The 22779-nt window shown below is 33.1% G+C and carries 21 protein-coding genes; 4 read left to right on the forward strand and 17 right to left on the reverse strand.

Annotation, left to right across the window (positions count from 1 at the left end; translation table 11 throughout):
- Positions 1-19: 19 nt before the first annotated feature.
- Together B096_RS0104225 and B096_RS0104230 are read right to left on the reverse strand one after the other, a co-directional pair.
- Complete coding sequence (locus B096_RS0104225) at positions 20-1024, reverse strand: sensor histidine kinase (RefSeq protein WP_018579513.1); 1005 nt, start codon at positions 1022-1024, stop codon at positions 20-22.
- Complete coding sequence (locus B096_RS0104230) at positions 1014-1688, reverse strand: response regulator transcription factor (protein WP_018579514.1); 675 nt, start codon at positions 1686-1688, stop codon at positions 1014-1016. The genes B096_RS0104225 and B096_RS0104230 overlap by 11 nt, the downstream gene beginning before the upstream one ends.
- A gap of 120 nt (positions 1689-1808) precedes the next feature.
- Between B096_RS0104230 and B096_RS0104235 the strand changes: the two genes are divergently transcribed.
- Positions 1809-2600, forward strand: coding sequence for a CorA family divalent cation transporter (locus B096_RS0104235; protein ID WP_018579515.1), 792 nt, complete (start codon positions 1809-1811; stop codon positions 2598-2600).
- On the opposite strand, the gene B096_RS0104240 is transcribed toward B096_RS0104235, so the two are convergent.
- Positions 2597-3184 carry a LexA family protein gene (locus tag B096_RS0104240; RefSeq protein ID WP_018579516.1) on the reverse strand — a complete coding sequence of 196 codons (588 nt, stop codon included), beginning with the start codon at positions 3182-3184 and terminating at the stop codon, positions 2597-2599. The genes B096_RS0104235 and B096_RS0104240 overlap by 4 nt on opposite strands.
- Before the next feature lie 125 nt (positions 3185-3309).
- Between B096_RS0104240 and dinB the strand changes: the two genes are divergently transcribed.
- Positions 3310-4533: a DNA polymerase IV gene (gene dinB, locus B096_RS0104245; RefSeq protein WP_018579517.1), complete on the forward strand. Its 1224-nt coding sequence runs from the start codon at positions 3310-3312 to the stop codon at positions 4531-4533.
- A 36-nt stretch (positions 4534-4569) separates the two neighbouring features.
- On the opposite strand, the gene B096_RS0104250 is transcribed toward dinB, so the two are convergent.
- Together B096_RS0104250 and B096_RS0104255 are read right to left on the reverse strand one after the other, a co-directional pair.
- Positions 4570-5934, reverse strand: coding sequence for a sensor histidine kinase (locus B096_RS0104250; RefSeq protein WP_244264568.1), 1365 nt, complete (start codon positions 5932-5934; stop codon positions 4570-4572).
- 1 nt (position 5935) lies between these two features.
- Positions 5936-6664: a LytR/AlgR family response regulator transcription factor gene (locus B096_RS0104255; RefSeq protein ID WP_018579519.1), complete on the reverse strand. Its 729-nt coding sequence runs from the start codon at positions 6662-6664 to the stop codon at positions 5936-5938.
- A 219-nt stretch (positions 6665-6883) separates the two neighbouring features.
- Here B096_RS0104255 and B096_RS0104260 point away from each other — a divergent pair, with 219 nt between their 5' ends.
- Complete coding sequence (locus B096_RS0104260; protein WP_018579520.1) at positions 6884-7222, forward strand: hypothetical protein; 339 nt, start codon at positions 6884-6886, stop codon at positions 7220-7222.
- Between the two features lie 311 nt (positions 7223-7533).
- On the opposite strand, the gene B096_RS09530 is transcribed toward B096_RS0104260, so the two are convergent.
- From B096_RS09530 to lexA, 9 genes are all read right to left on the reverse strand, one after another.
- Entirely contained in the window at positions 7534-9666 is a 2133-nt protein-coding gene (locus B096_RS09530) for a DUF3427 domain-containing protein (protein ID WP_244264569.1), read from the reverse strand.
- 25 nt (positions 9667-9691) lie between these two features.
- A complete protein-coding gene (locus tag B096_RS0104270) occupies positions 9692-10213 on the reverse strand; it encodes a hypothetical protein (RefSeq protein ID WP_018579522.1) in 522 nt (173 codons plus the stop codon).
- Positions 10214-10368: 155 nt separating this feature from the next.
- The gene (locus B096_RS0104275) at positions 10369-11856 is read right to left on the reverse strand and encodes a recombinase family protein (RefSeq protein WP_018579523.1); all 1488 of its coding nucleotides are present in this window, start codon (positions 11854-11856) and stop codon (positions 10369-10371) included.
- Entirely contained in the window at positions 11849-13516 is a 1668-nt protein-coding gene (locus B096_RS09535) for a recombinase family protein (protein ID WP_018579524.1), read from the reverse strand. The genes B096_RS0104275 and B096_RS09535 overlap by 8 nt, the downstream gene beginning before the upstream one ends.
- Entirely contained in the window at positions 13509-15185 is a 1677-nt protein-coding gene (locus B096_RS0104285; protein WP_018579525.1) for a recombinase family protein, read from the reverse strand. The genes B096_RS09535 and B096_RS0104285 overlap by 8 nt, the downstream gene beginning before the upstream one ends.
- 100 nt (positions 15186-15285) lie before the next feature.
- Entirely contained in the window at positions 15286-15516 is a 231-nt protein-coding gene (locus B096_RS0104290; protein WP_018579526.1) for a hypothetical protein, read from the reverse strand.
- A 438-nt stretch (positions 15517-15954) separates the two neighbouring features.
- On the reverse strand, positions 15955-16392 hold the full coding sequence (locus B096_RS0104300) for a sigma-70 family RNA polymerase sigma factor (protein WP_018579528.1): 438 nt from the start codon (positions 16390-16392) through the stop codon (positions 15955-15957).
- A 525-nt stretch (positions 16393-16917) separates the two neighbouring features.
- Positions 16918-17139, reverse strand: coding sequence for a hypothetical protein (locus tag B096_RS0104305; protein WP_018579529.1), 222 nt, complete (start codon positions 17137-17139; stop codon positions 16918-16920).
- Positions 17140-17334: 195 nt separating this feature from the next.
- Entirely contained in the window at positions 17335-17916 is a 582-nt protein-coding gene (lexA, locus tag B096_RS0104310; RefSeq protein WP_244264570.1) for a transcriptional repressor LexA, read from the reverse strand.
- Positions 17917-18141: 225 nt separating this feature from the next.
- On the opposite strand from lexA, the gene B096_RS0104315 reads away from it, so the two are divergent.
- On the forward strand, positions 18142-18648 hold the full coding sequence (locus B096_RS0104315; protein ID WP_018579531.1) for a hypothetical protein: 507 nt from the start codon (positions 18142-18144) through the stop codon (positions 18646-18648).
- 460 nt (positions 18649-19108) lie between these two features.
- Here the strand turns inward: B096_RS0104315 and B096_RS09540 are convergent, their stop codons facing one another.
- From B096_RS09540 to tet, 3 genes are all read right to left on the reverse strand, one after another.
- Positions 19109-19726, reverse strand: coding sequence for an MBL fold metallo-hydrolase (locus B096_RS09540; RefSeq protein WP_051076755.1), 618 nt, complete (start codon positions 19724-19726; stop codon positions 19109-19111).
- Positions 19698-19868 (reverse strand): DUF1697 domain-containing protein, encoded by a 171-nt coding sequence (locus tag B096_RS10055; protein ID WP_341853110.1) that lies wholly within the window; start codon positions 19866-19868, stop codon positions 19698-19700. Before B096_RS10055 ends, B096_RS09540 begins: the two co-directional genes overlap by 29 nt.
- A 135-nt stretch (positions 19869-20003) precedes the next feature.
- On the reverse strand, positions 20004-21959 hold the full coding sequence (gene tet / locus B096_RS0104330) for a tetracycline resistance ribosomal protection protein (RefSeq protein WP_018579533.1): 1956 nt from the start codon (positions 21957-21959) through the stop codon (positions 20004-20006).
- Positions 21960-22779: the final 820 nt, after the last annotated feature.

The raw sequence follows: 22779 nt of genomic DNA on the forward strand, positions 1-22779 counted from the left end.
TAACCTCGTGGGTTCGAGGTTATTTAAACATCATCTTTGATTTGGGAAAACGTAGCCTTACACACGTTCCTTCATGACTTTGAATCTCAATTTCTAAATTAAGTTTTTCACTCAATGTTTTGACCAAGTACAAACCCATTCCCGTTGCTTGTTTATTTTGACGGCCTAACTGACCTGTAAATCCGCGTTCAAATACACGGCCTAAGTCCTGCGCAGCAATACCGGGACCATTATCACAGAGGTCTAAGGTAACCGCATGCTCTTGTACTGTGGTTGAGAGGGTAATTTTACCTTCGACCTCGGCTACATACTTAAGAGAATTAGACAAAATTTGTTTAATCATAAATTCGACCCATTTTGAATCACTGTAAACCAATTCATCTGTAATATCCATCTCTAGCTGAATTTTACGTTGAATAAAGATGGGTGAAAGTTCTTTAATAACATTTCGGATATGACGGTTTAAATTTAACGGTTGAATAATGTAGTCTTTCTCGAGTGAACTGGAACGAGCATAAAAAAGCACCTGTTCAAGATAGTTTTCAACCTGACTCATTTCGCTCGCAATCAAGGACATTTCCGTACTGTGGTGATTGGAAGCAATCAACTTAGCCCCTGCAAGTGGTGTTTTTACTTCATGAATCCACAGTTCAATATATTCTTTATAGTCTTCTTGACGACGTTTATATTCACTAACCCGATCGGCCATCGATTTATTAACATCTTCCAATACATTCGTCCAAATATCAGCATCTAAAAAGACCCCTTCTGGAATCATTTCAGTCACTAAGTATTTTTGGTCCAAGGCTTCCATATTCGCAATTAACTCATCATAGTAACGTTTACGACGCGAGTACTCAACACTCAATACAACAATACCAATTAATGCAATCACAAAAGCTACAATCAAAACAATCTCCTGTTGAATGCCTACGGCAGTAAGAAAAAATGTTAAGACCAATTCTAATACAAGAATCATAATTATCAGATAAGCCTTGTCGCGTAAATAATCTTTAGTTTTCATGAATGGTATATCCCATCCCACGTTTCGTTTCAATAAAATCCACAATACCAATTTCTTCCAGTTTTTTACGCAAACGATTAATGTTTACGGTTAGCGTATTATCATCCACAAACCAATCGGTGTTCCATAGGTATTGCATTAAATCTTGACGCGATACGATACTGCCACGATTTGAAATCAGATACGATAAAATCCGCAGTTCATTTTTGGTCAATTCCTGCTCCTGACCCTTGTAGCGAACCATCCCTCGGGGAATATCCAGTTCAACGCCGCGAATCACTGTAACTTGAGCATCATTTTTTTCATAAGCACGCCGTAAAACAGATTGTAATCGCGCCAATAAAATCTGCAGATTATAAGGTTTCGTAATAAAATCATCCGCCCCAAGATTCATCGACATCAACTCGTCCATGGTACTGTTACGGCTTGTTACTACAATAATTGGCACCGCACTTACTTTGCGTATTTCCTTAGCAAGATAATGACCTTCCACTTCAGGAAGGGATAGGTCTAAAAGGACACAATCCACCTCTGCTTGCTTAAATGTTTCCATTACATTTGAAAAATCGGTAATTAAACAGGTCTCATAACCGTTTTTTCTCAGAAAAGTACTGAGTTCATTACGAATGGTATCGTTATCTTCGATAATCATGATTTTATACATAGTCTTCCTCCAATTAAATCTATTATACACTAAACTTATTTTTGATTGTTTAAGGTTTTCTTAATTTCGTCAAGACTGCCTGTGGGCCTCATGATATAATGATCCTAAGGAGGGTTCTCTATGAATCTTATTGTATATCAAGACGCAAACCGTCTCAATCTGCCCGACTATATTCGTCAGTCACTGCTCGATAAAGCAGAACTTGCGCACATTCGTCGTTTAAATGGAAAATTCTACATTATTTTAAACTACCCCAGCAGTCCCAACAACATTCAACCCGTGTGCATTGAACAAGTTGATACGAACTTTAATCTCTACTGTCATGAATCCATTTCATTTACCGGTAAGATTGAAGAAGCATCATTGACGGATTTATTGTTACACACCCTCAAAAATTATGAAGCCATGATTAAATACATTAATGCCCAGCTATCAGGCTATGAAGAGACCATGGAAAATCTGGTAACCAAAGCTAACATTAAAGCTCTGTTTGGCTTAAGTCGTAAACTCATTCGCTATCAAACGGCTATCAACGCGATTGGTGATGTCACCAATTATATTGTGGAAGAGAAACCCACAGAACTTTGGCAACCCGATATTTCCTCAGAATACACGAATATTCGCATCGAGGTCAATCAGTTAGTCCAAAATATTGAAATGTATCAACAGATTATTAATTCCATCGTCGATGTCTCCGAATCATTATTTTCAAATCGCCTCAATAAGATTATGCAAACTTTGACTTCGATTACACTTGTACTATCCGTGCCTACGTTTATCACAAGTTTTTATGGGATGAATATCAATCTCCCATTTCAAGATCACCCTCAAGCTTTATTAATTGTTTTTATGATTAGTTTTTTCTTAACCTTAGGCGTTGTTATTTACCTTCGTAAAAAAGACTATTTTTAAAAATCAACCCGAACATTTAAGACTTTCCCAATGATTTGAATCGGAATTGTTGAGACTTCTTCTGCATTGTAATAACGCGTCGGATAATCAGGATTCGTTGCTTCTAGAATTAATAAATCATCTTTTAAAATTACACGCTTGACGGTCACTTCCGCGCCATTGATTAAAACAACGGCAATATCTCCCGAAGTCACTGCTTGCGTTTTTTTTACGTAAATCAAATCACCATCATAAATTCGTGATCCCGTCATGGAATCTCCCGTAACACGCAGAAAATAATCACCGCGATCGTATTCACGCTTAGACACCTCTTCATAACCGTCTATGGCTTGGTCCGCCAACAAATCATAACCCGCTTTAACTACCCCAATCACCGGTTTAAAGAAATGATGATCTAAATAATCCGGAACATTAATACCAAAAAGATGCGACAATCGCTGTTGTTTCTCAAGAGAAATTTTTTTGATGATTCCGGATTCCCAACGTGAAACGGTTGATTTACTTACACCTGCAGCTTCTCCGACTTCTTCTAAGGATAAGTTTTCGCGTTCACGAAAAATCGATATTAATTCTTGCAATGTCATACAATCACCTCTTGCCACCATTATACTCATAAAGCAATCATCACACAACAACCGCTTCATTTGTTGCGTATTTCTATTGATATACGCAACATTGTATCTTATAATTGACATTATGAGGTGAATCCATGAAACAACGTTATATTCTACATTGCGATATTGATTATTGCTTTGCGCAGATTGAAATTATAAAAAAACCAGCTTTAGCTTCGGTGCCAATGTGTGTCGGTGGAGATGAAACCAAACGACACGGCATTGTCTTGGCACGAAACCCCCTTGCGAAAGCTAAAGGCGTTAAGACGGCAGAAACCCTGAATGAGGCACGACGGAAATGCCCCGGATTGGTTGTCGTGCCTCCTGCTTACGAGGATTACATCACAATCAGTAATCAAGTCAAAGATATTTATCGTGAGTATACGGATAAAGTTGAATCATTTGGAATTGATGAAGCTTGGGTGGATATTTCCGATTCAACCATGCTCTTTGGAAAACCAGGCGATATCGCTACAGAAATTCGTCGTAGAGTTAAAGATGAGATTGGTTTGACCGTGTCTGTTGGCATGAGTTTTAATAAGATATTTGCGAAACTAGGGTCGGATATGGAAAAACCCGATGGCCTTACCATTTTAATGGAATCCCATGTCCGTTCACAAATATGGCCGCTCCCCGCGAAAGACCTTTTGTATGTCGGTCCGAGCACCCAAAAAAGTTTACAAAAACTTGGCATCCATACCATTGGGGATCTCGCTTGTGCCGAAGAATCGTTATTACATACGCACTTGGGGAAGATGGGTACTATTTTAAAGGCTTTCGCTAATGGGGAAGATGACTCTGAGGTTAATCCTTACAGTGACCCAGCTAAATCCGTTGGAAATGGCATGACCACCTCACAGGACTTAATTACTCTTGATGAAGTGCGGCGCGTACTCTTTGTGCTAGCCGAGTCCGTCTCATCAAGATGTCGCGAAATGGAGAAAAAAGGCAGTGTGTTACGCGTTAGCATGCGCGACCACACCCTTGAAACCATCTCCCGTCAGAAAAAATTAATCCAACCAACAAATCAAGTAAATCAATTAGTTAACGAGTCCCTCTTTTTGGTTGAACGATATTGGGACCAGAGCAAACCCTTAAGAAGTATTACTATTACCCTAAGCGACCTTGTTTCGAGTTCACAACCGATTCAACTATCTTTATTTGATACGCCTAGCCCTGTCATTGATGAAACCCTCGATCAAATACGAGAGCGCTTTGGATTTCATGCCATTAAACGGGCAAGCGTACTCGTACAACAAGATTTAGATACGCGCAATCCTAAGCATCAAGCCGTAGGTTTTGGAAAACAACCACAATAATAAAAAAAAAACACTTCTAAATTGAAAGTGTTTTTTTTAATCATCATTCATTTCATCGGTTTTCTTTAATGAAAGATCTCGCGGGAAATTCAACATCATTTTAAACTCCCCATTCTCAGCGGTCCAATTAACAACACCACCAAGCTGTTCGACTGTTTTACGCACAATCTTCACACCAAGACCCCGTGAACCTTTATCCGTTGTTTTTGTACTTTCTAAATCTTCATGAAAATTACCATCAAAACTATTGTGTATGATAACATCAATCCAATGATCCCGTGCTTTTGATTTGACGATTACAAAACGTTCTGCCTCTGGCAGCAACATCGTCGCCTCATAAGCATTTTTAAGAATATTCGTAAAGATCCGTACCACTTCAAGTTCACTCAGGGCTATCGTTTCATCCCAATAAAGCATGCATTCAAACTCAATATGGTCTGTATGACACGTATTGGCATATTCTTGCATCACAGCATCCAACAAGACATCATTTGAGTAGGTTGGGTGTGTCGTCATACCGTCTGATAATTGAACACCCATATCATCGAGAATATGAATCGCAGCATTATAATCGTTTTTACGTAACAACATGTTAATGGTCGAGAGCGTATTCTTATAATCATGGCGAAATTCCCGAAATGCTTGTGTATATTTTTGATATGATTTATAGTGCTTCACTTGCATGTCCAATTGTTTCTGTAGTGTAACGGTTTGAGTTTCATACTCCAATAATTCACAGAAACGAATTGAATTCGCAACCACGATTGCTGCAAATCCCATCACAAATAAACAGGTAAACAAGTACATCAAAGTAAACCAACGATCATTCGCAGTATAGCGACTTCCATAACTTACAATCATTAAATAAAATCCCAATGACAATTTAGTAAAGGATACAAATACAACTTGATCCGAATTCCGAAATAAAGATTGAATCCGCGCATTCGTCAACAGATATTTTTTTAGAATGTAAAACAGGATGATTGCTAACACCCCGGTAATTTGGAAACTAATGATGTCACTCATGTCTCCTGATGCGATTAATCGTATAGGGATATCCGTAATCATTGAATAAAGCGCAAAGACCAAGCCACGAACTGTATAAAAATAGAACACATGCCGAACGGCTGCATACATCACTTTAACCAGTGGCATATCAAAGATCGCCTTAAAACTAATAAACATCACAACCAACATAAAAATAAAACTGATATATGATTCGAAACCATACATCCGACTCACAACAACGAGTATTGAATTTAGAACCATACATCCACCGAGTGAAAAATAGCCATGCGGACGCATGACTGCATGATCACTCATGAAGTAAACTGACAAATATGTATACATATAGTAAGTCACAGTTGATGTAAATACTAAAATCCAATAGAGTGTCATCATATCACTCCCAATTATCCGTCACGAAATCATTGAAGATGCGTTTCACATCCCCTTGATATGCTTTACCTATTGGTAGTTCCACATCATTTTCCAGACGAATAGTTTGATTTTTAAATAAAACAATGTGATTCAAGTTTACTAAATAAGAACGATGAATTCGTACAAAATTTCGATCCGATAAACGGGTCGCAAGATGATCCATCGTCTCATAGAAATCAAAGTATTCATCTTTATTGAAATGTACACGCATTACACGGCGATAAATCTCAAAATGGGAAATATCTTTGTAAGGAATTCGACGCGATTCTGCGCCAAATGTACAATCGAAAAAATCACCTGATCGTTTTTCAATCTGTGTAATAGCTTGCCCTAACACTTCTTTAAATCGTGTGTCATCCGTATCTTGTTTAATAAGATAATTAAATGAACGCACATCAAAAGCATCAAATACAAAATCAGAAGATGTTGTTAGGAAAATAATTTGTGAGGTATAACCCATTTCACGAATTCGTTTCGCAACCTCAACTCCATTCAATTCATCCATAAAGATATCAAGGAAAATGATATCCGGTTCATCATAATGATCTGTCAATTCAAATATTAAATCTTCACCACGCGCGAACGTTTCGATTTCAACTTCTAACCCTCGGGACATTGCGTAACGTTTGATTAAATATCGATATTTTTCAATGACCACATCATCATCGTCACACAAGACAATACGTATCATAAAAGAACCCCCTATTCACTTCCTGTATTATAACATGTTGCGTCAAAAGATACACATTTCACACCAAATTATATTTGCCCCTCACACTTGTTTTTCTAAAATTTCATGTCTCTTTTGTTTCTTCCCAAACCCTAACATTTTCGAACACAAACATTTCATAACAACGCTATTTATTTTTCATATTCATATGGTATTCTTTCAACAGAAAGGATGAACTATATGAAAAAGCACACCATTATAGTAACGATATTATTAATATTCGTAATCCTTGTAGGGTGTCAAACAGCGCATACCGCTTCGACACTCATCACCGATAAAAATGCTGTCAACCATAGTTTCATAGATTCCTATATTACCAACAAATTTGCGGAATACGGCTATGGTATTGATTCTAACGAACAAATCAACCTATATCAGGATAATGAATCACAATGGACCATAATTCAGAGAGCATCAAATAATACAGAAAATAAAATTACCGTCAAATGGGATGGTCAATCTGAGATTGCAGAGACTACCTTTATACAAGTAGAGAATAAGGTGGTTTATAAGAGGTAAAAAAGCGGGAACAAACTGTTCTCGCTTTTTTTCTTTAAATCTATATTCGACCACAAAGGATGATAATTACTGCCTAATTTATTATATCTTCATCGTCTAAAATATGCCGTATTCCATAGAGCAACAATACGTGATTTTTCAAGTAGTAATTCATTCATCTTTTTTTAATTATATCTCCTGTCTTATGAGTTAAGATTAATTTTTTTATTTTACATGAACAATTAGATTTGTTTTAATATGCGATCAAGTACTTTTATTTTGAAACTTCCAAGGGTGCAATACATTAATTTCGTTCATATAATTCTCTTTATTCAAAATCCTGTTATATATGAATAAATATCGTGACGTACGCTGTTCTTCATCTTGAAGACTACATTAACTATCGGTAATTCTTTGTTTTTTGCTAATATTGTAGTCTCCTTTATATCAATGGGTTCCATCTCACCTAAGTAGAAAAATTGACCTTGTTCAGCATCTTCTTTTTTAACAAATAAAGAAATTATCGTATTGTTAGATTTTGCGTTTTTTATTGCTTCGATTTCTGAACCATCTATTCGCACATTATTTCTACTCATCCAACTAAATGTATTCTCATCTATAAACTTATCATCGTATCGAATTGAAGCTTCAATTTTTTCATTTTTATGATAGGTTACAAAAATTGGAATTGTATTATTCTTAACCATATACCCATAAACAGCTGCAGATGAGTCTTTTTCCCAATTAAAAAGCCAACACATGTCTTTTCTTGTATAACGTTCATACAGGACCATGCCGGACTCTTTCTGACGATTCGAGTATTTTTCTTTGAAATTGGTTAATCCCATTTCCACAATTCCTCTTAGGTGAAACATTACCGTACCCATATTTGAAGAATTAACGATCTCTTCATTAAAAATCCAACTTTTCTCTTTTTTTGTAATAATTGGTTTTCCGCCATACTTAATAAACATATCAGATTTAACAAAACCTAACTCTAGCATATTGATCGTCGAATGATATTCTGCTTCATTTTTACAGATTCTTTTAATCTCCATATCCTCTACAAATCCTCTATTGAGGATTTTTTCTAGAACACGTAATTCAGTATCCCTCTTCCCTGTAGATATTTCTTTCGAAAGCATTGTGACAATTCCATTCTCATAATCTGTTAAAACTCCACGGTAATCAGGATCGATTTTTGTCAAAAACCGATGATAATTTCCAAAATTAGAGGATTTAATGAATAGTTGTGGATCAATTGATCTTTCGGTAATAAATTCTTCCAACGTTGGTATTCTTCCCAGTCGATATTTCAAATTATTATACTCTAATCTTAAATGTTTTGTAGCTGCGAAATTTGTATTATCGATTGTTTTATATATTTGACTTAGTGCTGTTTTATCAAATTCAACTGAAGAACTACCCGGGATCGTACTCTTCCCTTCAATCAAATATTTCTTAATCTCATCTTTAGAAAAACTTCGATTGCCAGATAAAGCCATTGGAATCATATAGTTGTTTGAATAATTACCAATGAAATCAATTACAACAACATAGTCTTTGTTTTGTGATAGTCGCAACCCTCTACCGAGTTGTTGTATAAATACAATTGATGATTCTGTAGAACGTAACATGACTATTTGATTGATTTCTGGAATATCAATTCCTTCATTAAAAATATCAACGGTCAAAATATAGTCAATATCCCCGTTTTCATCTACTAAACGTTCGATGGCATTTTCTCGTTCTTCTTGAGTATTATGTCCTGATAACGCAATGGTTCTTAGTCCCTTCTGGTTTAATTTTTGAGAAATCTCTGCAGCCTCATCATTTTTGCTGCAGAACATCAGTCCTTTAAGCTTGCTACCACAGTGTCCATAATATTTCGTATACTTCAAAATATGCTCTATACGCTCGTCTGAAATGAGTTGATTAAACTGACTATGATCATTAATAATTTCTCCATCAATTTTTAAATCCGTAATTCCAAAATAGTGAAAAGGAACCAGCATATTTTCTTCTAAAGCTTTTTGTAATCGAATTTCATATGCAATATTATAATCAAATAATTCAAAAATATTTAATTTATCGCTTCGCTCAGGAGTAGCTGTCATCCCCAGCATAAACTTAGGTGTGAAATAATCCATCACTTTTAAATATGTATCGGCACCCGATCGATGTGCTTCATCAATTACAATATAATCAAATTCATCTTTTTTAAACTCTTTCATTGTTTGTACTTTTGAAATCGTTTGAATTGTAGTAAATAAATAGTCGCATGTATCATCTTTATTATTACCTGTATAGAGCCCCATAGTTCGATCTTTAATGATCGTTTCAAAAGTATTCATAGCATCTCTTGCTACTTGTTCTCTGTGAATAATAAAAAGAGCTCTTTTCGGTTTCGCAGCTTTCACATCAAATGCAGCTAAATATGTTTTCCCGGTACCCTCTCGTGTCAAGGGTATGATAGAAAATACTTGTAAATTATAAATCTAAAAACTCCTTAATTCTTTCTCTTCTATATTTTCTTTTAATATACTGATCCTCCCTTATCTCATGTCTTAATAGCCATCTTCCATTTTGCTTTTGTGCTTTATCATTGGGATAATATTTTTCATATTCAACTTGAAAAATTGGCTGATATTCATTTATCTCACCAATCTCGGCATCTCTTCTATCTATTTCATTTAATAAACCAGTCTTTAAAACTTCAATTTTGATGGTTATTTTTCCAGCTTTAATTTCTTCTATGTTTACTCCCCAAAGTTCCTTACCATCTTCTTCTAAAGCCCTCACATGCTCCATAAACCTTACACCCATTTGGCTACTTTCTCCTATAGCAATTGGAAGATTATTAAAACATATCATATAAACCCCTGAAACTTCATTTGTACCATTTACTTTATTATATTTTTTTACATACTCACCTACATTAGTATATTTATCAATGAGCTGCTTTCCACGACTTTCATACCAGTCGTATGTTTCCTTTAAACCTTTTCTCATGATTATTACATCTCCTGTTTATTTTGATTTTATAATCACTACTTCTGTTCTTTTTTATAATCATCTTTTAGCTAATCTAATAAAATTCACTTAAGCTAATTTTTTATTTAAACCAATAACTAAGGAGACCCTATAATGGATCTCCTTCTATTGTACTATTGATATTCTATTCTTTCTATACCTTTTCCTGAAATATAAATTTTATCAATATATTTCTCGACAATTTCTTTAGTTAGACTGTCTATGCTACCTGCTTGTTTAAGTTCCTCGTCTATTGCTCCTATACGTTCCTTATTTTCTTCCTCAGATTCTTGTATCTGATTTTTTGTTTCCATAAAATCTTCTCTTGAGATTTTACCAAACTTATAATTCTCAAACTCTATCCTTTTCTTTTTTAATAGTTGGTCATTCCTGTCATAAAGCTCTTTTTGTTCATCAAGGAGCTTTTTCTTTTCCGTCTTATCTGTATGAAACTTATCCTTAAGGATTTTAAATACCTCTTTTTCTAATTCCTTATTATGAGGTAGCTTTTCTTCCTGCTCAAGCATTCTACAGTGATAGCAATAAAGATTTATACTTACTATTTCTTTTCCATTAGAACTAATGCCAAATCTGATTTTATAGCCACATTTATTACATCTTACATAAGTTGCTAAGGGACTATTCTTATATTTGCGTTCACCCCACTTAAACATTTTATTCCTTTTTCTTGACTTTATAATATTATTAGCTTCATCAAAGGTTTCTTTGCTTATAAGGGCTTCGTGATTATCATAAACTCTTATCCATTCTTCTTTAGGATGATAAGTAACCTTACCTCCATCAAGCTTACTTTTTCTTGATTTATTAAAAACAAAAGTCCCCGTATATGCTTCATTATTTGCTATTCTTCTAACCATACTGTGAGACCATATTGTATCTTCCACAGTAGATTCCCACCTATTTGCATAGGCATCATAGCCTTTAATCTCTTTCCTTCTTGCTCTTGCAGTCATAACACCTTCACTATTAAGAGTTTTTGCTGTTTCATTTAGGCTATGTCCTTCAAGAAGAAGTTGGAATATATATCTAACATTCTCAGCAACCTTTTCATCAACTATAAGCTTATAATTATCCTCAGGATCTTTTAAATAACCATATGGCGGAGCTCCAGATGTGTACTTCCCTTGCTTTTTCGCTACAAGTAGAGCTGTTGTCATTTTTTCTGAAATATCCCTACTATAATAGTCATTAAGAAGATTTTTAAATTGGATATCTAATTCAGTTCCATTTTGAACTTCATTACTACTATCATAGCCATCATTAATTGCTATAAATCTGATCCCCATAAAAGGAAAGATATTTTCAAGATAATCTCCCATCTCTATATAATTTCTCATAAATCGTGACATATCCTTTACAATGATACAGTTTATCTTTCCTTGTTTTACCTTTAAAAGAAGCTTATCCAAGCCAGGTCTTGAAGTAGTGCTACCACTATAGCCCTCATCAATATACTCTTCTATATTTGCCTTTTTAAGCTCTTGGTCATTAAAGATAAAGTTCTTAATAATATTCCTTTGAGAATTTATTGTATCTTCTGTATGCCCTAGATTTCCTTTTTCAAGTACGGATATTCTAAGATAAATAGCAATATTATTCACTTGACCTCATCTCCTTTCCACCTAAAAAGCCTTTTAAACTAATTTCTATACTTTCATTATCATATACATCAATACGTTCAATATATTTCTGAACAATATTTTCATCTAGCTTAATATCTTTATTAGAAAACAAGCTATCAAATAATCCTATCTCCTCCTCAGCTTGACTTTCTATTGAAAGTATTTCAAGGTCAAGATCACTTAGGCTCTTTTCATAGATGGCTAGGTCTTTTCTATTTAATATTCTTTTTTCAAGATAGTCTTCTTTCTCAATCTTTCCCAAACTATAATTTTCATATAGTCTTTTTAAGTCTGAATTATGTTTTGAAATCTTAAGAGAAATAGACTGGCGATTTCTTTCTACCATCTCAATTCTCATCTTGCATATATCAGTAATTCTATCCCTGCAATCTTTTCCACTTACATCAATGCTGAGTATATTTCTCAACTTATTTATTACTAGATTATCTAAGTCACTTTCCATTATAGAAATATAGGGAGTTTCAAGTAAAATACCATTGTTTTCTTCATTTGTGAACTTATAATAATAAAAGTTGGCATTCTTCTTATTACTTCTTACTCCATTTCTAATTAAAAGTAGGTTCGTATTTGCATCAAAAATTACACCTTTGTATTTATTAATTGGATCTCTTTTCATATCATGTCTTGTTATTTTAAATTCCGATTTATCTTTATTATTATCAAGTATCTCCTGGGCTATATTAAACATTTCTTCTGAAATAATAGCTTCATGGGCATTTTCTACAACAATCCATTCACCCTTAGGTTTTTGCCTATAATGACCGGACTTTTTCCCTTGGACATTTTCTTTAGTTCCTTGAACAAGGCAACCTGTATAGACTCTCTGTCTTAGCATATTAGCTATAGTCCCTTTTCTCCATTGTGGTTGTCCAGGTTCTCGTATAATAGACCTTGTTTTATTATAGGCACTTGATGTTGCGATGTTTTCCTCATTAAGTTCTTTAGCAATTTTAAGTGTATTAACCCCATCTACATACATATTAAAGATTCTTTGGACTATTTTCATGCTTACTTCATCAGGCTCTAATTTTCTTCCTCCATCTTTTTTTACTACCTTATATCCAAAAGGTGGATTTGAACCTATAAAGAATCCCTGTTTGGCATGAACCTGCCTACTGGTTTTAATCTTATGTGATATATCCTTGGCATACATATCATTAATAAGGTTTTTTATTAAGATTTCAAAAGATAGTTTTGCATCAATTCCCTTTTCTGTATCAATCTTGTCTATTACTGATACAAATCTTACTCCTAGGAAAGGAAATACCTTATCTACAAGTCTTCCCATTTCAAGATGTTCTCTACCAAGTCTTGATAAATCCCTAATTATAATGCAGTTTATAAAGCCATTTCTAACATCATTCATCATTTCAATATAACCTGGCCTATCAAAATTAGTTCCAGAATATTCATAATCTGTATAAACCTTAACTAGGGTCATATTTTCTTTATTAATATACTCCTGGCAAATCTCCACTTGTGATTCTATAGAATATGATTTATTTCTCCACTCTTCTGTTCTTTCCTGCGAAAGTCTTGTATAGATTCCAACTCTTGATGAATTAATAGTCGCTTTTTCTTCTGTTTTTATTAAATCTCTTCTTGATATTCTAGCCATAGAGAGCTACCCCCTCCCTTTCAGTGGATAGTCCTTTTATAGCCATGCTATTGAAGGATGCAAGATTAGAAGTCTTGGTTTTCTTAGCTCTCTTTAATATTCTCTTTAATATATCTAACTTTTCCATATCATTAAAGAATACTGTTATTCTTGGTCTTCCTTCTTCATCCTTTTCCCCTACCAATATACGGTCAACAAAAAATGCTAGTGTCTGCCTATCAATACTTTCTATATTTTTATACTTTTCCAAGCCTGTAAGCCAATTTTCTTTGGAATTAAGTATCTCTTCTAAATCATTATAGGCTTTCCTTCTATTTATAATTTGCTGTTCAATCTCTTTTATTTTAAACTGGTAGCTCTTCCTAAAGGATTGAAATTCCTCTTCATCTATAAGCTCATCTTCTAAGTCCATATAAAGAGAACGTCTAAGGGTTTCATACTTCTTTTTTTCAGCAAGTAGATCATCTAAATCAAGGTCATATTCTGATTTACTAAAATCAGTTTGCCTAATTCTTAAAAATAGTTCTTCTTGATATTTAATATGTTGTTTTAGGATGTAATTCAAAGAAGATAAAATATCCTCTTCCTTAATACTATGCCTTGAGCAACCCTTACCACGATTGTATAAGCCACATATATAATAAATTGTTTGTCCATTTTTTGTCTTTTGGTTTCTTCTTACTAGCTGATTTCCACAATCTGCACAATAAAGAAGCCCTGCTAAAAAATCAGGTTTGGTTTTCCTATTAAGAATATCTCTTCCCATCATCTTATTAGCTACATTAAACATTGTTTCTGTAACTATAGCTTCATGAGTTCCTTCAACCCTAACCCATTCTTCTTGGGTAACTTTTATTTCCCTATTAGACTTATAATTAAGCTTGGTTCTCTTCCCCTGTTCTAAGTCTCCAAGGTAAACCCTATTCTCAATAATCCTATTTATCATCTTAGCCTGCCACTTACTTTGATTACTAGCAAAGCCTGTAGCATAATTTGATCCATTACTTTCCTTATAAGCTTGTGGAGTTTGAATACCTAGCCTATTAAGTTCATCTGCTATAGCCTTTGAAGAATATCCTTCTACTTTCATCTCAAAAATTCTTCTAATAACATAGGCTACATTCCTATCAACTATAAGATGATTTTTCTTTTTTGTGCTTTTCCTATATCCATATGGAGCAAATGCCCCTATAAATTCTCCCCTCTGTCTTTTAGTCTTTTGAGAGCTTTTAACTTTCATGGATATATCCCTGCAATAACTATCATTGATAAAGTTTTTTATAGGAAGAATAAGATGTGTGTCATTTACATCAGCATTTTCACTATCATAGTTATCATTAACTGATATAAATCTAACCCCCATTTGTGGAAAAATCTTCTGAAGAATTTTTCCCGATTCAATATAATCTCTTCCAAATCTAGAAAGGTCTTTTACAATAATCGTTTTGCTAGCTTTCTTTTCAAGGTCACTAAGCATCTTTTTAAAATTTGGTCTTTCAAAGTTTGAACCTGTAAATCCATCATCAATATATTCTTTGACAATTTTAAAACCAGCCTTATCAGCATAGCCTTTTATAAGTTCCCTTTGATTACCAATGGAATTACTTTCTCCTTCATCTCCATCATCTCTTGATAAGCGAAGATACATATAAGCCTCGATCTTTTTCATCTCTACACTCTCCTTAATAAATTATTTTGGGTGCAATTTATTAAGGATTTCAGAAACTTTATATTTTTATCTTACCGCACTTATATATATCTGTCAGCCCTTAAATCCTTAATTCTAACTTACATAAATCTGATACAAAATCATCCATGCTAACCCTTGTATTTCCTATACAACAATTAACAACAACATTTCCTACTTCTATAAAAACATTCTTTTTATCTTCTGGAATCTCTTGTAATTTTTGATCCAAATACGCTCCCATTGATTGTTCATCTTTATATCCATAATTAACAGAAGAAGAGTTTTGGTTTTTCTTATTAATATTTTCCATTTAATTACCTCTTCTTTCTTAATATTTTATTTTAAGTTTTATGACATTGACAGGTGCTTTGGCAGCTCATAGGAATTTCACCTCTCCCCTTTTCTCGGTGGGAAGCAACAACGTATAGAAGTATCATTATCACCATCTAGATTTTTGCAAAAAGTTTTGCCAATACTTTTTTGTAGCAAACTATTTCTCGCTCTCATCCTTATATCCCATACATTTAGCGTTATGTAGGTATTCATTTAAACCAAAGTCACCTTTAGCAGAATGGTCATGACGTAGTTTCATACTGGCTCCTTAAACGGATAATGTCCTGTCCTGGTCTATTAAGTTGTCAAAGTTCAAAAATATATAATTTTTTATTCTTATATAAGGGGCTGTATTTGCCCCTTATATATAACAGTGAAAAAACCACCCTCTTGATTCGCTTTTTTAAAAAAGATTTTATTTTTCACCCCAATCTTCTAAAAAGACCTTTAACTTCTCTAGGGTTTTTTCTTTCCTCCTAAAGACTGCCCCTTGGCTAATATTAAGTGTTTTCGCCAGTTCCCTTTGGGGTATCTCATCAAAAAAAAGAGCCTGAATAATTTCCCTTTCTTCTGGGCTTAATTTATCCAAGGCTTTATTAAGTGCTTCTATTTGCATTTTCACTGCTACTAATTTCTCTAGGTCAACGGCTTTATCTATTAGCCTCTCTTCCATGCTCCTATCTGCTCTATCTGATATAAACTCAGAGAAATAACCTAATTTATTCTCCTTGTCTAGCCTATTAAGATAATTCTCCCTATTGGTTTCTTGCCAATATCCCTTATATACTTTTTCAGATACATCCACCTTGCTATCTCCAAGGAATATATAATAATTTTTTTTATTTTCTTTCATTTTCCATAACCCCCCAATTTTAAAATCAAAATGAATTTTTAAAATTGGAGATCATGGATACCTAGCAATATAGGTTTCCCAACGTCTTTTCATATGCACCTGCTCTTTCTTTTAATTTCAGAGCCGGCGCATTAACGAAAGTATTTTGGGTACAAAAAAAGAGCCACACAAAACAGATTTATCTTTTCAGATAAAAACTTCCGTTTTGCGTGGCTCTTAAGGATTCTTGTCCAGTTCAGACCAGTCAACAAACTCTTGATTTATAACTGTTGTTTCTAAGGGTTCTAGCCCAGTCCAACACCTCTGTATAAATCTCAGCTATTCAATTTTGCCTAAAATATTTAAGGGAGAACTTTTTTACAATCTAGATTCTGATTCTAGATTAAATATTTTATCTATGTAACTCTTGACGGTTTTAGCCGAATTCAGTCTCCTATAGATTTTTAATTTATATTCCTATTCCTAAAGGTTCTAGCCTAGTCCAATAGCCAAAATATAAATTGCACAGAAACTCACTTAAGTATCTTATTTTATATCTTCATAATCAGCTGAACATTCAGCTACCATGGATAATCTCTTATCTGGATGATAAGTAATTATTCCATTTGTAATTTCTACTTCTAAATTTGCTCCACACCTAGAGCATTTGATTTCCATGTCACTAAAACTACTTGTAAAACCACTTTTACATAATTCCTTGCCACAGTATGGGCATACTATAATAAATTTTTTCTTTTTTTTCTTCATCTGCAATCCTTCTTTTCTTATTGCCTTCTAAGTGGATTGGGGAAAGAAAACTACAGATGACTTACTAATCTAACACCCAAGTACCACAGAAGGCTATCATTTTTTTCCTCATCATTAATCCTTCTTTTCTAAGTTTGTTATTAGAGGCTGGCCAATACCAACCCCTAACCTTTAAACAATTTTTGACCCTAGAAATTATACTAGGTCTTTCATAATTTTTACAGCTATTCCTTGGATAGAACAATTTGCTGTCACTATATCTTTCATATTCTTATTTTCTGGCTTAAGTCTTACACACTTTTTGCCTTGGTCAAGATATAATCTTTTTAATGTAGTAGTTCCATCTTCCAGTAAAGCAACAACTATTTGACCCTCATTAGCTTCTTCTTGTTTTCTTATAACTACTAGGTCACCATCTTCTATCCCAGCCTCTATCATGGAATCTCCATTGGCTCTAAGGATAAAATAATCGCCCTTATCAAAAAACTTTGCAGGTAAAGATACATAGCTTTCTATATGCTCTTCTTCCAAAAGGGGAAGTCCACAAGATACAGATCCTAAGACAGCCGCTTGTATCATGTCGGTTTCCATCTTTTTAATTGTTGGTGTAATAATTTCTTTGCCATTGTATTCAAGCATACCTTTTTCATTCATTTCCACAAGATAACGATATACAGTACCATTATCAGTTTTTACAGCTTTTGCAATTTCTCTGGTAGAAGGAGAAGTCCTATAGTGATTTGTATATTGATTTACATAGTCAATTATTTCTTCCATTCTTTTGGGACTTTTGGTTCTCATTTTCTACCCCCTTTCTAATCGCCAACACTTTGTTGGTGATTACTATTATAATATTAAATCCAAATTATTGCAATAGTTCTTTTGGAAAAATTAAACTTTATAATATTTGAAATTTAGGTCTGGCAGCCAGCCCCAAGTAAGTGGTATAATTTATTTATAAGATGATACAGGAAATACAAATATCAATTTTAGGAGGTCAATATGCTTATAGGATTATTTATAGGAATATGTTTAACCATAACCATTCTCTTTGTAAAACTTTATAAAAATATTACTTTATTTTCTTTTAAGACCTTGGCTTTTGGAGTTGATTTCTTTGTTATATTTTTTTACTCAATATACTTCTTCCATCCCAATGTATCAGTAAAACTTGTTGATGGTAAATTGCAATATCTTCTTAATGCAGGTGTTGGAATCCTTGCAATACTTATGTATGGACTTTTAATTTTATTTATCAACGATACCTTCCCTACGATTAGCAATGCTCTTAACCTATTCATAGCATTTGTAGGGGTGTCTGTTGCCGTCCCTTTTGCAATTGGACTACTGAGTCCTGTAATCCAAATATTTATTCATGGTTTTACTTTTAATGGAGATATTGTTCTATCACAGAATCATATGTTAAGTCTTTTCTTGAAGTATATGGTCTTTGGGCTAATTGCACTCCCTGTATGGAGATACCGAATAAGTAAGCTTGAAGAGCTTTAATAAATTAGACATAAAATGACGAAGTTTAAGGTCTTCTTTCTTGACCTAAACTTCGTCATTTTAGTATTTATAATTATCTCAATTTATATAACATTTGTAAGGTACTCATTATTGCTTAATTAATAATAATATTATATACTTTCCCCAATAAACTCAAAGTTATTTAAAAGGTTAATTCTCATTTTATAGAAATCTAATAAATCCCTTTTATAAATCAAGACTTTCTAATTCACTATTAATATAATATCCCTATATAACTAAAAACTGTTTATCTAACACTTGTATATATCTTTTTTAGGTCAATAAAAATACCATCTGCGTACTTTTGCCTAAAATCAATACCCATATATGATAACTTTCTCGATTCTGTAACTCCAGTTACTACAGTAATTGCATTCTTTGACATTGTGCCATCTATGCTCTTTAAATTATTTGTATTTACTTGCTTTTGTGAACCTAACTAATCTTCCTCCGTGAAGCAATAATAATTATCTGCATTCATTGAAATAATTTTTTTCAACGAATCTTGAGCCATATTCAGGTCAAGTGCAAATTGCGGATTTGCAATTACTAATTCACCATTTTCTACAACTGCCGCATCACCTGTTACAATGGAATTAGTCTCTGTTAAAAATAATGAAATATGACCTGGAGTGGAGATAACCTGACATCCTCCTGCCCAATCCAAACTATCTCCATCTTTAACTATTATATCTACATTGACAGGTTTAACTTTTCTTAATGTTTCACAGAAATCAATTCCAAATTGTTGCTGTTCTTTTGGCATTATTTTTAATAATTCCTCTGCTTGCAGCAATCTAAGAGATTTATCTTTCCCAGAAATATACTTACTCTCTATTTCACTTGAAACTACCTTAATATGTGGATGTCTTTCTTTAATTTCATATATGGCCCCCATATGGTCATCATCATGATGTGTAATCAGTACTTTTGTCAATGAATCTGCGTCTATTCCTTTTGATCTCATTTCATCTTCTAATAAGGATAAGAAATTAGGGTAACCACAGTCAACTAAAACAACATCGTTTTTACTTACTAATAAAACAGGATTTATGATTTTCGTTTAGGGATTCCCCCGCTTCATTTGATTTGAATAGAACATTTCCACTTTGAATATATGTCTTTACTTCATAAAATTCAATTGATTCAAATACTCGTTTTAAATCTGTCATCTTAATTATATTTTTCCCATCATACAGAAGTGAAAATCACCAATTTCATTTTTTTAGTAATGTACTACCATTCAAGTTTTCTAATTGATACAGGTATGCATCCTCACCAACTATTTTTAAGCTAGGATTTCTCGATTCTATTTCAAATTTTATATCTAGGCCTCAATTTTTATCCTGTTTCTGAAATAAATATCTTAACCCTTCCTTGTTACTATCGTTATTGTCGTTCACAATATCATTAATTATCGGCTCAGCATTATATATATCATACCCATAAGGCTCAGTAATAAATATACCCTTTCCATTTGAATAAGAAAGTAATTCTGCCTGATAGGATTTCGATGTATCAACAGGTATCCTTCCACTTAAAGTTGTCTCTTCTCCCTTGCCTATTATATCTTCAATAGAAGCCCTCATCTTCCTGAGATCACTCATAACTCTTCCGCAGAAATCATTTGGAACTTGAACTGTATATTTTAAATAAGGTTCTAATATTTCAGTTCCTGCTTTTCGAAGAGCTTCCCAAAATACATATGGTGTTAAATTTCTAAAGTCAGAGGGGGTACTTACTGGACTATAGTATAATCCGTAGTCAAAAGTTACCTTTAAGTCTGTAATCTCCCAGCCATAAAGTCCTTCTTTACAAGCATTTTCTACAGCTTCTCTTACTGCATATTGAAATGAATTATTCAGATATCCATATGACACAGTGGTCTCATACGATAATCCTAATCCTATTGGTAGTGGTTCTATAGACAATCCAACAGATGCCCAATAAGGATTTGGTGGAACTTCTATATGGATTACTGCTTTGGAGTTTCTTTTAGGTCGTTCTTTATATATTGTTTTCAGTTCACCAAATCTAGCATCTATTTTGTATCTGCTTTTAAGTAGTGATTCTATTACTTCCATTTGAATATTTCCAAATAGCTTCAATATGATTTCTCCAGTATCTCCATTAATTTCACAATCTAGAAATGGATCTTCTTCAGTTAATTCAAACAACGCTTCTATCAGTTTACTTCTTTCACTTAAATCACAAGGCTTAATAGAGGCTCTTAATAATGGTTGAGCTATCCCCGTATCCAACGCCTCATCATATTTATGTCCAATATAATCTCCTATCTTCAAGGAATTAGCATTGAAAATGATGGCAATATCTCCACTACCAACCTGATCCATCTTAACAATTTCACCATTTATAATTGATCCTAAGTTTCTTACCTTGAAAACTTCTTCTCCACCATTTATAAAAGTTTCCTGACGTATTTTTATACTACCTCTAAATATTCTTAAAAAAGTCATCTTTCGGGATTTTTCATCCCTATCAATCTTATAAACATATGCTGATAAAAGGTCTTCAGTATTATAACTATTAGTAGGAAGATAGTTTGTAATAGCAAATAATAGCTCGTCAATTCCAATATTTTTTAAAGCCGAACCATGAAATACAGGATAAAGATTGCAATTATTAACCTCATCCAAAAATACATCATTATATTCTTTTCCTGTAATGACATCTCCATTTATATATTTTTCTGCCAACTCATTATTTATATCTAACAATTTTTCGGATATTTGATTTTGAATTACTTTATCATCCTTTATATTTGTCAATTCAAAATCATCTTTATCTTTTATTCTAACTGATTGCATTATTGCAAGATTAGAAGTTAATTTCTCCTGTATTTGGGCATATATCTCATCCAAACATACTCCCTTTCGATCTATTTTATTCACAAATATAAGTGTTGGTATATTTAATTTCACTAAAGTATTAAAAATCACTTTAGTTTGAACTTGAATTCCTTCTTTTGCTGAAATTACTAAAATAGCTCCATCTAACACTTTCAGAGTTCGTTCAACTTCAGCTATGAAATCCATGTGCCCAGGTGTATCTATGATATTCACCTTTGTATCATTATAATTAAATGAAACTGTAGACGCCCGTATAGTTATCCCCCTATCTCTTTCAAGTTCCATCGAATCCGTTATCGTTGTAGCATTATCGACCCTTCCAATTTTATTAATTGCCCCACTTTTATATAATAAACCTTCTGTAACAGTTGTTTTACCTGCATCAACATGTGCCAATATTCCTATATTAATAATTTTCATTTTATACCTCCATAATTATATAAAAAATCCCCTGTGATAAAATACTCTCTTCACAGGGGAACTTATTTTTATATAATTACTTAAAGTAAATATAACATACACAATTAGATATAACATCAAGGTGTTACATCTACAGTCTAATCAATGCTATATAATACATAAAAATATAAATTTATTGTTATGAGAATATTTCTAAATAAAAGTACAATTAATAAGCCATACAAATATCCTTTTGCATGGAAAACGTACTTGTTCTATTTTATTAATAGTTATTTAAAAATATTATGCCTCATATGATAAAACTCCTTTGATTAATACTACATTTTATAATACTTAATTTTATTTTATTTGTCAAGTAAGACTCAGAATCTTTTTTAGAAAAATAAACTTAATAATATTTTAAATCTAGGTCTGGCAGCCTGCCCTAGCTAAGTGGTATAATTTATTTGTAAGATGGCACAGAAAATATAAATATTAATTTTAGGAAGTCAATATGCCTATAGGATTATTTATAGGAATATGTTTAATCATATCCATTCTTTTTGTAAAGCTTTATAAAAATATTACCTTGTTTTCTTTTAAGACCTTGGCTTTTGGAGTTGATTTTTTTATTGTATTTTTTATTCAATATATTTTTTTCATCCCAATATATCAGTAAAACTTGTTGGTGGTAAATTGCAATATCTTCTTAATACAGGTGTTGGAATCCTTGCAATACTTATATATGGACTTTTAATTTTTTTATCAACGATACCTTCCCTATAATTAGCAATGCACTTAATCTATTCATAGCATTTATAGGTGTGTCTATTGCAGTTCC

The sequence above is a fragment of the Erysipelothrix tonsillarum DSM 14972 genome, from assembly GCF_000373785.1.
Classification (GTDB): Bacteria; Bacillota_I; Bacilli_A; order Erysipelotrichales; family Erysipelotrichaceae; genus Erysipelothrix; species Erysipelothrix tonsillarum.